The 14715-nt window shown below is 76.0% G+C and carries 9 protein-coding genes; 3 read left to right on the plus strand and 6 right to left on the minus strand.

Features of this window, described 5'->3' with window-relative positions; all coding sequences use genetic code 11:
* Positions 1-4: 4 nt before the first annotated feature.
* Positions 5-727 carry a serine O-acetyltransferase gene (cysE, locus tag AC1UE5_RS17725; protein ID WP_482925924.1) on the minus strand — a complete coding sequence of 241 codons (723 nt, stop codon included), beginning with the start codon at positions 725-727 and terminating at the stop codon, positions 5-7.
* 2 nt (positions 728-729) lie between these two features.
* Here cysE and AC1UE5_RS17730 point away from each other — a divergent pair, with 2 nt between their 5' ends.
* Positions 730-1293, plus strand: a complete 564-nt coding sequence (locus AC1UE5_RS17730) for an RBBP9/YdeN family alpha/beta hydrolase (RefSeq protein WP_482925926.1) — start codon at positions 730-732, stop codon at positions 1291-1293.
* Here AC1UE5_RS17730 and cysK read toward each other — a convergent pair.
* Positions 1263-2192, minus strand: coding sequence for a cysteine synthase A (gene cysK / locus AC1UE5_RS17735; RefSeq protein WP_482925928.1), 930 nt, complete (start codon positions 2190-2192; stop codon positions 1263-1265). The two genes, AC1UE5_RS17730 and cysK, sit on opposite strands and share 31 nt — an antisense overlap.
* Before the next feature lie 225 nt (positions 2193-2417).
* Here cysK and AC1UE5_RS17740 point away from each other — a divergent pair, with 225 nt between their 5' ends.
* Both AC1UE5_RS17740 and AC1UE5_RS17745 read left to right on the plus strand, forming a co-directional pair.
* A complete protein-coding gene (locus AC1UE5_RS17740; RefSeq protein ID WP_482925930.1) occupies positions 2418-5228 on the plus strand; it encodes an ATP-binding protein in 2811 nt (936 codons plus the stop codon).
* A 69-nt stretch (positions 5229-5297) separates the two neighbouring features.
* A complete protein-coding gene (locus AC1UE5_RS17745) occupies positions 5298-5819 on the plus strand; it encodes a YceI family protein (protein ID WP_482925932.1) in 522 nt (173 codons plus the stop codon).
* Here the strand turns inward: AC1UE5_RS17745 and AC1UE5_RS17750 are convergent.
* The 4 genes from AC1UE5_RS17750 to AC1UE5_RS17765 form a co-directional block, all read right to left on the minus strand.
* Positions 5816-8500 carry an ATP-dependent helicase gene (locus AC1UE5_RS17750; RefSeq protein ID WP_482925934.1) on the minus strand — a complete coding sequence of 895 codons (2685 nt, stop codon included), beginning with the start codon at positions 8498-8500 and terminating at the stop codon, positions 5816-5818. The two genes, AC1UE5_RS17745 and AC1UE5_RS17750, sit on opposite strands and share 4 nt — an antisense overlap.
* Positions 8501-8541: 41 nt before the next feature.
* Entirely contained in the window at positions 8542-10965 is a 2424-nt protein-coding gene (locus AC1UE5_RS17755; RefSeq protein ID WP_482925936.1) for a putative bifunctional diguanylate cyclase/phosphodiesterase, read from the minus strand.
* A 210-nt stretch (positions 10966-11175) separates the two neighbouring features.
* Entirely contained in the window at positions 11176-12909 is a 1734-nt protein-coding gene (locus tag AC1UE5_RS17760; RefSeq protein ID WP_482925938.1) for a CHASE2 domain-containing protein, read from the minus strand.
* A gap of 49 nt (positions 12910-12958) precedes the next feature.
* Positions 12959-14710: a choice-of-anchor Q domain-containing protein gene (locus tag AC1UE5_RS17765; RefSeq protein WP_482925940.1), complete on the minus strand. Its 1752-nt coding sequence runs from the start codon at positions 14708-14710 to the stop codon at positions 12959-12961.
* Between the last annotated feature and the right edge of the window lie 5 nt (positions 14711-14715).

The following is a 14715-nucleotide window of genomic DNA, read 5'->3' on the forward strand; positions in this document are numbered from 1 at the left end:
AGGATCAGCCGCCCGCGGGGTTGGGGCCGCGGACCGGCCGGAGCGGGCGGACGTCCGCGTCCTCCTGCCCCGCGACCTGCTCCTCGAGGCGCGAGATGCGGCGGGAGAGGTCCTTGATCGCGTCCGCGATCGGGTCCGGGAGGTGGATCCAGTCGGCGTCCGGGCCCTCGGGCTTGCGGCCCTCGATGCGGACCGGGTGGCCGGGGTTGCCGACGACCGTCGAGTTCGGCGGGACGTCGTGGATGACGACCGTGTTGGCGCCGACCTTCGCGCCGTGGCCGATCGTGATCGGGCCGAGCAGCTTGGCGCCGCTGCCGACGGTGACGTTGTCCTCGATCGTCGGGTGGCGCTTGCCGGTCGCGAAGCCGGTGCCCCCGAGCGTCACGCCCTGGTAGAGCGTCACGTCGCGGCCGATCTCCGCGGTCTCGCCGATCACCACGCCGCTGCCGTGGTCGACGAAGAAGCCCGGGCCGATCTTCGCGGCGGGGTGGATCTCGATGCCGGTGACCGCGCGCGCGACCATCGACATCGTGCGCGGGACGAGCGGCACGCCGACCTCGTCCAGCGCGTGCGCGACGCGGTGCGACAGCAGCGCGTGCACGCCGGGCCACGTCGCGAGGATCTCGAGGCTGGTGACCGAGCGGGCGGCGGGGTCGCGCTCGCGCACGGCCTGGACGTCGCCGTGGAGCTCCTTCGCCACACGCGCCAGCGTGCCGAGGCCGAACATGCATGGCATGGTACGCCGAGATGCGGTACCTGATCCTCCACGGATGGCAGGGCTCGGGGCCCGGCCACTGGCAGCCCTGGCTGGCGGAGCAGCTGACACGCGCCGGGCACGACGTCGCGTTCCCGACGCTCCCGGATCCGGACCATCCGCGCCTGGAGGCGTGGCTGGACGCGCTGGAGGAGGCGCGGGGCGGCGACGCCGGCGGCGAGATCGTCCTCGCGCACTCGCTCGCGTGCGTCCTGTGGCTCCACCACCGCGCCCGCGGCGGCCCGCCGCCGGAGCGCGCGCTGCTCGTCGCGCCCGCGATGCCGAAGCCGGCCCCGCCCGAGATCGCGGGCTTCTACCCGGTGCCGCTCGAGCCCGCGCTGGCGGAGCGCTGCCGCATCGTCTCAGCGCCCGACGACCCGTACTGCCCCGGCGGCGCGAAGAAGGCGTTCGTCAAGCCGCTCGGCTGCCCGAGCGACTGCGTCCCGGGTGGCGGGCACCTCAACACGGACGCCGGCTACGGCGCCTGGCCGGCCGCGCTGGCGTGGGCTCAGGGCGCGAAGAACGGCGTCGAGACGTAGCGCTCGCCGCTGTCCGGCAGCACCGTCACGATCCGCTTCCCCGCCGACTCGGGCCGCTTGGCGATCTCGATCGCCGCCCACAGCGCCGCGCCGCACGACAGCCCGACCAGGACGCCCTCGCGCCGGGCGCACGCGCGGGCGGTCTCGATCGCCTCCTCGTCGCCGACCGGGATGACCTCGTCGAGCACGTCGCGGTTGAGCACCGGCGGCACGAACCCGGCGCCGATGCCCTGGATCTTGTGCGGGCCGGCGGCGCGGCCGGACAGCACCGCGGACGACGCCGGCTCCACCGCGACGATCTTCACGTCCGGGTTCTTGGACTTGAGGAACTCGCCGGTGCCGGTGATCGTGCCGCCCGTCCCGACGCCCGCGACGAACACGTCCACGCGCCCGTCGAGCGCGTCCCAGATCTCCGGGCCGGTGGTGCGGCGGTGGATCTCCGGGTTGGCCGGGTTGGAGAACTGGTCGGGCAGGAACACGTCGGGGTCCTTGGCCATCGCCCGCGCCGCGTCGACGGCCTCGTTCATCCCGCCGAGCGACTCGGTGATCTGGACGGTGGCGCCGTAGAGCTTGAGCAGCCGCTCGCGCTCGCGGCTCATCCCCTCGGGGAGCGTGAGCACGAGGTCGTAGCCCTTGGCCGCGCAGACGAACGCGAGCGCGATGCCGGTGTTGCCCGACGTCGCCTCGACGATCGTGGTGCGGCCGGGCTCGATGAGGCCCTCCTTCTCGGCCGCCTCGAGCATCGCGACGCCGATCCGGTCCTTGACGGAGCCGCCCGGGTTGTACGACTCGAGCTTGCCGTAGAGCTCGGCGCCCGAGCCGTCCGGGGTGAGGCGGGTGAGCTGGACCATCGGGGTCCGCCCCACGTGGTCGGCAATGTTGATCGGGATCGAGGCCATTCGCGGGCCAACACCCTAGCCGCAGCCGTCACGTTCCCCGCAGTTTGCGGCCGCGGGGGCGCGGGCAACCCTCAAGCGAGCGCATCCTGCTTCCGATCAACGTGAGCAGAGGCAGAGGGCCCCGAACAGGGGCCCTCTCGCTGTGCGGACACGGTCCGCGCGCCGGTGCATCGCGCGGGCTGCGCACGGGTAACCGACCGACTCGTGTTCGGTGCCACGGCACCCATGCTCCTCGAGCGGGAGAAGGAGCTGGAGGCGCTTGCCACCACGCTGGCCAACGCCTGCGACGGCGAGGGCGGCCTCGTGCTGATCGAGGGCGGCAGCGGGAGCGGCAAGTCCGAGCTGATCGCCGTCGCCGACGAGCTGGCCCGCGACGCCGGCGCGCTCGCGCTCGTCGCGCACGCCTCGGAGCTGGAGCGGGACCAGCCGTTCGGCGTGATCGTCCAGCTGCTGGGCACGGCGCTCGCCGCGCTGCCGCCGGACGAGCGCCGCGGGATGCTCGACGGGCCCGCGCGGCTCGCCGCGCCGCTCTTCCCGGCGTTGGGTGGCGCGAGCGGCGGCGCGACCGGGAGCCGGGATCCGTTCGCGCTGGTCCACGGCGTGTACTGGCTCGTCGCCCGGCTGGCCACGCGCGCGCCGCTCGTGCTCGCGGTCGACGACGCGCAGTGGGTCGACGAGCGCTCGCTCCAGGTGCTCCGCTACGTCGCCGCGCGGATCGTCGACCTGCCCGTCGCGCTCGTCGTCGCGGGCCGCGGCGCGCCGCTCGACACGCTCGCGCGCGCGGAGGAGCCGGTGCGGCTACGGCTGCGCCCGCTGTCCCCTGACGCGGTCGCGCGGCTGGCGCTCGCCGAGTTCCCCGACGCGGACGTCGGCTTCTGCGCCGCGGCGGCCGACGCGACGGCGGGCGTCCCGCTGCTCGTCCACGGGCTGCTGGCGGAGGTCCGCACGCAGGGGCTGGAGCCGACCGGCCGGACGCTCGCGGGGCTGCGCGAGATCCCGCTCGAGCACGTCGCCCGCACGGTGCTCGACCGGCTCGCGGTGCTGCCGCCCGGCGCTGACGCGCTGGCCCGCACGGCGGCGGTCCTGGGCGAGGACGCGGAGCTGCGGCTCGCGGCCAAGCTTGCCGGCCTCGACCCGCTGCAGGCCACGCTCGCGTTCGACGCGCTGTGCGCCTCGGGCATCGTCGAACCCGACGACGTGATGCGGCTGCGCCAGCCGATCGTGCGCGCCGCGCTCGAGGCCTCGGTCGAGCCCACCGTCCGCGCCCGCCACCACCTGCTCGCCGCGCAGCTGCTGCTCGGCGAGGCCGCGCCGCCAGAGCGCGTCGCCGGCCACCTCCTCCACGCCGAACGCGCCGGGCGCCGGTGGGTCGCCGAGACGCTCCGCCGCGCCGCCGCGCGCGCGATGGCCCACGGCGCGCCCGCGTCGGCCGCGCGCTACCTGGACCGCGCCCTGTCCGAGCCGGCGCCCGAGGACCAGCACGCCGAGGTCCTGCTGGAGCTGGCGCGCGCCGAGGCCGCTGCCGGCGCGCCCACCGCGCCCGCCCGCATCCGCGCGGCGCTGGCGCCCGTCGACTCCGCGGGCGAGAAGGCGCGGGCGCTGGCCGACCTCGCGCGCGACCTGCCGTCCGGCGCGCTCGACGACCGGGCCGCGCTGGTCGGCGCGTTCGTCGACGGCCTCCTCGCCGCCCGCGACGTCGGCGCCGACCCGGAGGCGACGCGGTGGCTGGAGGCGACGCTGCTGGCCGAGGCACGCGACGACCCCGCCCTGCGCAGCCAGGCCCTCGCGGTGCTGGGGAAGGCCGGCGCGGCCGATCCCGCGACGCCCGCCGGCCGCGCGCTGGCGGCGCAGCGCGCGCTGGAGCTGGCCCTGGCGGGCCGGCCGGCGGGCCAGGTGCGCGCGACCGCCGAGGCCGCGCTGGGCCGCGGCGCGCTGCTGGCCGAGGACCGCCCGGGCGGCCCGCACCTGCTCGCCGCGATCCGCGCGCTGATGCTCGCCGGCGACCTGCAGAGCGCCGAGCTGGCCCTCGCGCTGGCGGTCGAGCGCGCGCGGGAGAGCGGCTCCCCCACCGGCTACGCGCGGGCGTGCGCGCTGCGCGCCGACGTGGCGCTGCGGCGCGGCTCGCTGGCCGATGCGGACGCCGACGCGCGCGCCGCGCTGGACGCCTGCGACGATCCGCCACTGGAGGCCGCGGCCACGCTCGCGCTGGCGCTGCTCGAGCACGGCGACGCGCAGGGCGCGGCCGAGGCGCTCGACGACCACCGGCCCGAGGAGCTGCCGCCCGCCGTCGCCGCCGCGCTCCTGCACGCCCGCGCGTACGTCCGGCTCCACGCCGGTGACCGGACCGCCGCGCACGCCTGCGCGGTCCGCGCCGCCGAGCGCCTGTGGGAGCTGGGGCTCGACCCGCCCGCCGTGCTGCCGTGGCGGACGCCGGCCGCGCTCGCGCTCGCGCCCGACGACCCGCTCGCCGCGTGCCTGCTCGCCGAGCGCCAGCTCGACCTCGCCCGCCAGGCCGGCGCGGCGCCCGCGATCGGGGCGGCGCTGCGCGTGGCGGGGATCGTCGACCGCGGCGACACCGGTCTCGCGCTGCTCCACGATGCTGCCGCCGAGCTGGAGGGCACGCACGCGGCGCTGGAGCGGGCGCATGCGCTCGCCGCCCTCGGCACGCGCCTGCGCGCGGCGCAGCGGCAGGTCGAGAGCCGCGGCCCGCTGCGCGAGGCGCTCGGGCTCGCCCAGCGCGCGGGAGCGGCGATGCTGGAGGCGTGGGTCGACGCGGTCCTCGCCGAGAGCGGCGAGCGCCACCGCCGCACCGAGCCCGGCGACGGCGCGACGCTGAGCCCGATCGAGCGCCGCGTCGTCGACCTCGCCACCGACGGGCTGACCGCGGACGAGATCTCGGGCGCGCTGTTCCTCACCACGCGCGCCGTCGACTGGCACCTGCGCTCGGCCTCCCGCAAGCTCGGCGCGCGCTCGCGCGAGCAGCTGCTGGAGTCGATGAGCGGCGGGCGGCCGAGCGGCCCCGCCGTGCATCCGTAGTCCGCCGCGCCGGGCGGACGGCTGAGCGCGGATGGACGCGGGGCTGGGGCGTCCGATCCTCAGGCCAGCATGATCACCACCATCCCGCTCCTCCCCACCGGCACCTGGACCGTCGACCCGGCCGCCTCGACGGTCGGCTTCAGCGTGCGCCACCTCGGCATCGCCACCGTCAAGGGCCGCTTCGAGCGGTTCTCCGCGACGGTCGTGGCCGGCGACGACGGCACGCTGCGCGTCACCGGCGAGGTCGACGCCGCGTCGGTCGAGTCCGGCAACGACATCCGCGACCAGCGCCTGCGCGAGGAGCTGTTCCTCGCCGCCGAGCACCCCGTCTTCACGTTCGCCGCGCGCGACGACGACCGCGACGAGCTGGAGGGCGAGCTGACCATCCGCGGCGTCGCGCGGCCGATCGAGCTCGACCTCGAGAGCGCCCGGCCGACCGCACCCGGCCGCGTGCGCCTGCGCGCGAGCGGCTCGATCAGCCAGGCCGACTTCGCCCTGGAGTGGGACGCGCTGCGCGAAGCGGGCCGGCTGCTCGTGTCCGACCGCGTCCGCATCCAGCTCGACGTCGAGCTCGTCCGCGCGGACGGCTAGACGCCGGCCGCGCTCCGCAGCGCCCGCGCGAGCGTCTTGCGGCGCCCGACGTCGAGGCGGCCGACGAGGTGCTCGTCGTTGCGCACCCGCGCGTCGGTGAGGATGCGTGCGCGGGTCGGCTCGTCGAGCGCCTCGATGGCGTCGAGCAGGCGGGCGACCGTCATGTGCTCCGACGTCGTCGTGCGGCCGACGAGACCGCGCTCGACCGCGGTCGCCGCCAGCTCCAGCGCGGCCGCGGCGTCCGCCTCGCTGCGCAGCGCGTAGCCGAGCCCGACGCGGCGCGCGAGCACCAGGCCCTCGGGCTCCTGCGGGCCGGTGGCCGCGACCGGGGACGGCGCGGGGTGCGGGTCGCGCCGCGACGGCGGCGGGGCCGGCGGGCGGTACGGCTTGGTCGGCGTGAGGCCCGCCTCGGTGAGGAACCGGCTCGCGGCCGTGCGGGTGAGCGTGACGACCAGCCGCTCCTGCGCGCGGGTGAACGCGACGTACGCGAGCCGTCGCTCGGCCTCGATCCCCTCGCCCGCGCGCTGCACGTCGGGCGGCGCCTCGATCGCGTGGTGGTGCGGGAGCTGGCGCTCCTCGCAGGCGAACAGCTCGACGTGCGGCCACTGGCGGCCCTTGGCGCCGTGGATCGTCGACAGCTCGATGCCGTGCGTGTCGTCGCGGATCGCGCCGAGCCGGTCGGTGCGCCGCGCCAGCAGGTCGGCGTACTCGGCGACGCTCAGCCCGGCCGCCTCCTCCTCGGCCTGCTCGAGCGTCTCCAGCGCGACCTGCTCGGTGCCGCCGAACAGCGCCTCCGCCTCGGCGAAGTGGTCGTCGAGCCCGCCGGCCGTGCGCAGGCGGCGGACGAACCGCGCGGCGTCGTCCGTGCGCGCGAGCGCGTCGAGCACCTTGCCGGCCTCGTCGAGCCGGCGGCGCTGGCGCTCGTTGGCCGGCAGGTCCGCCAGCGCGGCGGTGAACGTGGCGCCCGCCCGCAGCCGCGCGGCGACGGTCTCCTCGCTCTCGTACGGCAGGCCGCGGTTCGGCTCCCGGCAGACCGCCACGACGTCCTCCGCGCGCGCCTGCGCCGGGTCACCGCACAGCCGCAGGTAGGCCTCGAGCGCCCGCCGCGCGCCGCGCACCTCGAACACCGCGGCCGGCGCGGCGATCGGGACGCCGAGGTCGGCGCACGCCAGCGCGACGGTGCGCAGCAGGTTCGTCGTGCGGGCGAGGACGACGACCTCCCCACGCCGCCGCGCCGCCAGCAGCCGCGCGATCGAGGCCGCGCCGTCGGCCTGGCGCTCCTCCTCGCGCAGCGTGATCGCGGCTCCGTCCTGGGCCCCTGCCGCGCCCGGTGCCGGCAGGATCTCCTTCGGGAACCGCACCGCGTTGTGCTCGATCAGCGCCCGCGACGCCGTCACGATCGCCGGCGGACAGCGGTAGTTGTGGGCGAGCGAGACGCGCTGCAGGCCCGGGTAGCGCAGGTCGAGCTCGATCATCCGGTGCACGCTCGCGCGCCGCCAGCCGTACAGCGTCTGGTCCTCGTCGCCGACGCAGAACAGCCCGTCCTGCGGCGCGGCGAGGATGCGCACCAGCAGCTCCTGCGCGGGCTCGACGTCCTGCGTCTCGTCGACCAGCACGTGGTCGTAGCGCTGCTGCCAGCGGTTGCGCAGCGCCGCGTCCTCGCGCAGCGCGCGGACGGCGAGGAAGAGCTGGTCGTCGTGGTCGTGCGCCTGCCGCCCGCGCTGGTGGCGCTCGTAGGCGGCGTAGATGCGGGCGATCGTCGGGCCGTCAGGGACCAGCCGGGGCGCGGCCGCCAGCTCGGACGCGGTGCGCAGCAGCCCGAGCTTGACCTGCGCGATGGCCTCCGCCGCGACGGCGGGCTCGATCCACCGGTCGTCGCGGGCGACCTGCGCGCACAGCCGCCGCCACTGGCCGAGCGACGGCACGCGCAGCTCGCCGTGCCAGCTGCCGTGGTCCTTCGCGATCGCCATGCCGACGCTGTGGAACGTGCGCGCCTCGACGGCGTCCAGGCCGGTCGCGCGCAGCCGGTCGTGCAGCTCGCGCGCGGCGGCGCTGTTGAACGAGAGGCAGAGGATGCGCGCCGCCGGGACGCCGCGCCGCAGGAGCTCCCGCACGCGCTCGACGAGCACCGTCGTCTTGCCGCTGCCCGCGGGCGCGATGACCTGGACGACGCCCTCGTGGGCGCCGACCGCGGCGCGCTGCTCGGCGTCGAGCGGGACCGTCCGCGCGGGCGGCGGCGTGGCCGGCGGCTCGCGGACCGGGTCGCCCTCGTGCAGCCGTTCGAGCACCGCCAGCGCGCGTTCGAGCGTGAACGCATGGCCGAGCTCCGGCTCCACCAGCCGCTCCGCCGGCACGCGGCTGAGCTTCTCCTCGCACTCCACCACCACGCGCGCGCCCGCGCGCCACGCCGGCTCCAGCACGTAGCCGTGGAGCGCCGCGAGCGCCTCGACGTCGGCGAGCCGCACGCCCAGCACCGCCACGGTGTGCGCCGCCGCGACCTGCGCGAGCCACGCGTCCGCCGGCCGCCCGAGCGACGTCCGCCCGCCGCCCGCCAGCGCCGTCCACGCGCGCACGTCCTCGATCAGCCGGGCGTGCTCGACCACCAGGGCACCGGACGTCGCGAGCGCGGCACGGTCGACCGTGGCGCTCCACGTCAGCCGTCCTGCGCCCTGCCGCGTCATCCGGCGGGGCATGATGCCGCGCGCGGCGGCGGAGCCGGGGCTCAGGCCGCGGTGAGCCGCACGGCGCCGACCGTGCTCATGACCGGCGCGAACAGCTGCGCGAGCACGCGCGCGCGGTGGATCTCGTTGCGGTGCCACGGGCGGCCCTCGGGCGCGAGCACCTCGAGCACGCCGACGGTCTGCCCGCCCTGCTCGATCGGCAGCACGAGCAGCCGGCCGGCGGCCTCCGCGAACTCGGGCCGGGTGGCGTCCAGGCGGGCGCCCGCGGTGAGCGGCATCCCGGCCAGCGTCGCCAGCGAGCCGTCGGGCATGACGCGGCGCAGCGCGGCGCGCTCGGCGGCCAGGTCCCGTGTGGCCTCGTCGAGCGCCGCGGGCACGTCGTCCTGGGAGCGCACGCCGGCGATCGCCGCGGCCACGCGCTCCAGCGTCGCCTCGGTCGACGACGCGACGCCGCTCTCGCTGCGTCCGTGCAGCGCCGACTGCCACGCCGCGTAGCAGGACGCGGTGGCGGCCTCGTCGACCTCCGGCCACGGGCGGCCGGGCGGCGACAGGACGAACCCCTGGCCGTAGGTGACGTCGAGGTCGGCGAGCACGCGCAGGTCCTGCAGCGTCTCGATCCCCTCCGCGCAGATCTCCGCGCCGATCGAGCGGCCGAAGCCGACGAACGACGCGATCAGCGCCGCGCGGTAGTCGTCCTGGGAGACGCCGTCGCACAGGTCGCGGTCGAGCTTGATGATGTGCGGCCGCACGCGCAGCAGCTGGGTGAACCCGGCGTACCCGGCGCCGGCGTCGTCCACGGCGATGCGGGCTCCGCGCTCGCGCAGCTCCTGCAGCGTGTCGTCGAGCGCCGGCCCGGCGGTGACGAGCTCGTTCTCGGTGATCTCGACGACGATCTGCGACAGGTCGTCGGGGAGGACCGCGCGGACCTCCTCGGAGTTCAGCGTCGAGGGCGAGCAGTTGAGCGTGAGGAACGCGGCGGACGGACGGCCCGGCGTGTCGAGCGCCTTCTTGATCGCGGCGGCCTCCAGGCGCGCGCCGAGCCCGGCGCGGTGGGCCTGCGAGAACCAGACGTTCGGGGGCCGGTGGGTGGGCGAGGCGAAGCGGGCCAGCGACTCGAAGCCGGCGATGCGCGCGGTGCGCAGGTCGAGCAGCGGCTGGAACATCGCGTGGACGCCGTCGGGCTTCTCCAGCAGCGACAGGACCTCGGCGCGCTGGTCCTCCGCGCGGCGGAACCACGTCATCCGCTCGGCGGACTCCTCGTCGGCGCCGGCCTGCGTGGGCGCGTCGCCGAGCGCCTCGGCCAGCGTCGTGTCGAACACCTCGTAGCGGCCCTTGCCGTTGTGCTTGGCCGCGTACATCGCGACGTCCGCGTGACGGAGCAGGTCCTCGACCAGCTCGTCGCCCACGTCGGCGATCGCGACGCCGATCGACGGGCGCACGTCGAGCTCCTCCCCCGCGACGTCGAACGGGTGGCGCATCGCCGAGAGCATCCGCTCGGCGACCTGGATCGGCTCCGAGCGCTCCCCCACGCCCTCGAGCAGGATCCCGAACTCGTCGCCGCCCAGGCGCGCGGCGGTGTCGCCGTTGCGCAGGCAGCCGCGCAGGCGCTGCGCGACGGTGATGAGCAGCTCGTCGCCGGCGGCGTGGCCGAGCGTGTCGTTGACCTGCTTGAAGTCGTCCAGGTCGAGGATGCAGACCGCGACCAGGTGCCCCTCGCGCGCCGCGCGGTGGAGGGCGTGCTCGATCCGGTCGTAGAAGAGCGAGCGGTTCGGGAGCTGCGTCAGCGGGTCGTGGAACGCGCGGTGGCGCAGCTGGGCCTCGGACGCCTTGCGCTCCGTGACGTCGCGGCTGGTGAGGATGATGCCGCCGACGTCCGGGTCGTCGCGCATGTCCGCGACCGCGGTCTCGACGTGGACGTAGTGCCCGTCGAGGCTCTTCAGCCGCCACTCGATCGGCGAGTCCACGTCGCGCGCGAGCAGCTTGGTGAGGATCGGCCGGTCGTCCTCGTGGACGAGCCGCTTGAACGGACGGCCGAGCAGCTCCCCGGCCCGGTGGCCGAGCACCTCGTGGCCGGTCTGCATGATGATCGTCCCGCGCCGGTCCAGGACGAAGATGAGGTCGGTGGAATGCTGGACGAGCGCCTGCAGCCGCCGGTCGTCGCGGCGCGCGCGGCCGCCCTCCTCCTCGCGCCGGCGGAACGTCGTGAAGATGACGATGCCGGCGATCGGCAGGACGAGCCCGCCGAGCAGCCAGGTGAGCGTGTCGAGCCGGCCGCTGGCGTCGCGCTCGTCCGCGCGGACGACGTTCAGTCGTGAACGCAAGTTCGTGCGCCACGCGCGCGTCTTGGCCTGGTCGCCCCGCCGCTCGAGATCAACGATCTGCGCGCGCAGGGACGTCTGCTCGGTCTGCGTGCTGCTGATCTGCCACAGGCAGAGGCCGGCGAGGAGGCAGAGCAGCAGCGGCACCAGGGCGACAGGGGCACGCCACAGCGGCCGCGTCGTTCCTGAGCGTGAGGCCATGCACACACCATCGGCCGCAGGCGCGTGCGACTTGACGCATGGCAGCTTTCGCGGACGGCATCCGGGAACGCGGTCGTCCAGGTGGCGGGTCCCGACGGCCGCGCCCGCCGCTGCGCGTCCTGCCCGGCGCAGGTCACGCCGGCCGCTTGACGGCAGTTATGCGGCCGTGAGGACCGGCGCTGCGAGCGCGAGGTCGGCGCGCATCATCTTCACGAACGCCGCCGCGAGCCGCGGGTCGAAGTGGCTGCCCGCGCAACGCTCGATCTCGGCCAGCGCGTCCTCGGGCGTCCACGGCTCCTTGTAGGGGCGGCGGCTGACGAGCGCGTCGTAGACGTCGCAGACCGCGACGATGCGGCCCTCGAGCGGGATGTCCTCGCCGCTCAGGCCGTGCGGGTAGCCCTTGCCGTTCCACTTCTCGTGGTGGGTGAGCGCGATGAGCTCCCCCATCTGGACGAGCGGGGAGCGCGAGCCGGCCAGCAGCCGCGCGCCTGTCGTGGTGTGGGTCTCCATGATCCGGCGCTGCTCGGGGCTGAGCGGCCCGGGGTGCTGGAGGATCGAGTCGGGGATCGCGACCTTGCCGACGTCGTGCATCGCGGACGCGCGGCGGACCATCTCGGCCCGGTCGGCATCCATCCCGATCGCGCACGCGAGGCCGTGGGCCAGCGACGTGATGCGGTTGATGTGGTCGCCGGTCTCCTCGTCGCGCGAGTCGACGGCCTGGCCGAGGCGCTCGAGGATCTCGCGCTGCAGCGCGTCGAGCTCGGAGGTGCGCTCGCGGACGGCGGCCTCGAGCTGCGCGTTGTAGCGGCTCACGCGGCGGCGCAGCGCGCGCTCCAGCACGTGGCCGGCGACCGTGGTCGTCACGGTCGACACGGCGAGCGCGAGCAGCGGGCCGGCGAACGGCAGCACGGTGCCCTTGGTGAACGCGACGTAGGTGAGGATCGCGTAGCCGATCGCGGCGACGAGCCCGATCACGCACGTGACGAGCGGGCCGAAGCGCAGCGCGGCGAGCGGCACGAGCAGCGCCAGGCTGGCGATCGCCAGCAGGTGCACCCAGCCAGGCGCGCTGCGCAGCGGGAAGCCGTTGAGCGCCGTCCAGATCGCGTTGGCCTGGATCTCCGGGCCGGGCATGAGCTGCTTGCGGTCGATCGACGTCGGGTGGATGTCCTGCAGCGTCGCGGCGGACGCGCCCACGACGACGACGCGGCCCTCGAACTTCGAGGCCGGGACCTTGCCGTCGATGACGTCGGAGAAGGAGTAGGTGGGGATCGTGCCCGGACCGCCGCGGTAGTCGATCCACGCCGCGCCGTCGGCGGAGAACGCGTCGCGATCGACGGGCCGGCCGAGCCGCTTGGCGACCTGGACGGCGATGGTCGGCAGGCCGCCGGCCTCGCGCCAGTAGCGGCGCACCACGCCCGCGTCGTCGTCGGGCATGTTCGACGCGCCCGCGACGGCGTCGATCTCGGCGAGGTTGTCGGGGCCGCCGAGGACGATGTGGCCGCCCTCGCCGTCCGTCTCGCTGGTGGCGAGCACGCCCCCGCCGCCGCGCTCGAGCGCCTCGTAGAGCGCCCAGTCCTCGGCCTCGTCCTCGCTCGGCTCCGTGTACTGGACGTCGTGGACGATCTCGCGCGCGCCCGCGTCGTGGAGGATGTCGTTGACCTCGGCGAACCGCGTGCGCGGGAACGGCCAGCGCCACGCCTTGTCGTCGAACGTCTTGTCGTCGACCGCGACCACGACCACCTCGTCGGAGGGCCGGTCGGGGCGCAGGCTGAAGCGCATGTCGGTCGACTGGTCCTCCAGCGAGGCCAGCACCCCGGTCGCGTGCGCGCCGCCGACGACCGACGCGGCGAGCACGCCGGCGATCAGGAGGGTCCGGAGGCGGTGCGGCACAACATGTGGATCGGTCGTGGCGCGCCGGGAGTGGAGCGCCATGGACGGATCACCGAGTCCCGTTTGCGTGGACGAGCAGCGACTCGCCCTTCTTGACGCGCGTGACCTCGCCGGTGCGCTTGGCCCGCACGTCGACCGCGCCGGCCGTGACCTTCGTGTACGTGCCGTCGCAGCGATCCTCGGTGAGCCAGCGCGTGCCGCGCACCGTCGTGACCGAGGCGGAGCCGTGCGTGCGGAAGCGGCCGCCTTCGTCCTCGGCCCACAGCTTGCGGACGCTCTTGCCCGAGCGCTTCTTCTTGGCCGTGCCAGCGATCGCCGCCCGGGCAGTCACCCGCGTGCTCGCCTTCGCGCAGCCCGCGAAGCTCCCGCCGGTCAGGACGATGTCGGTCACCCCGCGCAGGTCGCGCGGCTGGCGGACCTGGAAGGCGCCGCCGCTGAACGTGCCGGTCTGCGTGCGGCCGCCCGGCAGCTGGCTGGTGAGCGTCACCGTGCCCGCGCGCGCGTCGACGACGGTGCCGACCGGGAGGCTCTTGGCGTCGGCGAGCGAGACGTACGTGTCGCTACCGGGGAGCTTGACCTTCACCTTGCCCTGCTCGGCGTCGAGCACGACCGACTTGCCGAGCGCGGGCGCGGCGGGGGTCGCGGGCGTCGCGGGGATGGCGGGCGTCCCGGGCGTGGCCGGCGTGGCGGGTGTGGCGGGTGTCGCGCGCTGGTCGGCGCCCTGGCCGTGGTCCGCGCCGCTCTTGCCTGGCGCGCCGTCGCCGCCGCCGTTCCCGTTGCCGCCGCCGACCGGGCCGCCGTCGCCGCTCGGGTCGGTCCCGGGGCCGGGGTCGGTGCCGGGGTCCGGGTCCGGATCGGGCACCGGGCGGCTCTCGGTCGACTCGTACGCGCCGATGTCCGGCGCCGTGCCGAGCGTCCGCGCGCGGCCGTCAGGATCCGTGCTCCCCAGCTTCGCGTCGGCGGTGCCGCGGTCGATCATCGGCGAGCCCGAGCCCGGCCGCAGGTCCTGCGCCGCGGCGTCGAGCACCTGCGGGTCGTCCGCGACGTTGCCGCCGCGCACGGTCACACCATCGAGCTTGCCCGCCCGCACGCCCGAGTGGCCGACCGAGCAGCCGGCCGGGTCGCCGCGGACGTCGTAGGCCGACCCGCGCACGAGCGTGTTGAGGATCGTCGTCTGGCCGCCGGCGTCGTCGCAGCGGATGCCGCCGGCGCCGAAGGCCGACCAGACGGTGAGGTTGCGGACCGCGACCGGCTGCGTGCCATCGATCCGCAGCGCCGCCGTGCCGCTGTCGCCCGAGCGGCTGATGAGCACGCTGTCGCGGACCACCACGTCGCCCTGGCCGGCCTCGACCGCGGTCGCCGGGCCGGTGGCCGAGACGACGAGGACGTCCTCGATCGTGCCGCGGTCGCGCAGACGCAGGGCCGGCTGGCCGAGCCCCGTCGCCGCGATCTCCAGGTGGCGGACGGTCGCGTTGCGCGCAGTGAGCGTCGGGCCGAGCAGGTCGAGCGTCGCGCCCAGCTCGGCGTGCGGCTTGCCGGGCTCCCCCACGATGCTCACGCCCGCGGGCAGGTCGAGCGGCGCGGTGAGCTGGTGCCTGCCGCTCTGCAGGACGATCGTGTCGCCCGCGTCCGCCTCGCTCACGGCCTCCGCCAGCGTGCACGGATCGAGCGGCAGGCAGAGCCCGAGTCCGAGCAGCCCGGGATCGGGCGTGACGACGATCTCGTCCGCGGCGCTCGCCGTCGCGGGAGCGATCAGCGCGGCGAGCGCGACGCCCAGGAGCGTGGTGTGACGGCGCAGCACACAAG

It is taken from the genome of Parviterribacter multiflagellatus (assembly GCF_056863265.1).

Bases quoted from the DNA above. Each gene is read 5' to 3' on its own strand.
- cysE (WP_482925924.1), bottom strand. From the start codon at position 727: ATGTTCGGCCTCGGCACGCTGGCGCGTGTGGCGAAGGAGCTCCACGGC.
- AC1UE5_RS17730 (WP_482925926.1), top strand. From the start codon at position 730: ATGGCATGGTACGCCGAGATGCGGTACCTGATCCTCCACGGATGGCAG.
- cysK (WP_482925928.1), bottom strand. From the start codon at position 2,192: ATGGCCTCGATCCCGATCAACATTGCCGACCACGTGGGGCGGACCCCG.
- AC1UE5_RS17740 (WP_482925930.1), top strand. From the start codon at position 2,418: ATGCTCCTCGAGCGGGAGAAGGAGCTGGAGGCGCTTGCCACCACGCTG.
- AC1UE5_RS17745 (WP_482925932.1), top strand. From the start codon at position 5,298: ATGATCACCACCATCCCGCTCCTCCCCACCGGCACCTGGACCGTCGAC.
- AC1UE5_RS17750 (WP_482925934.1), bottom strand. From the start codon at position 8,500: ATGACGCGGCAGGGCGCAGGACGGCTGACGTGGAGCGCCACGGTCGAC.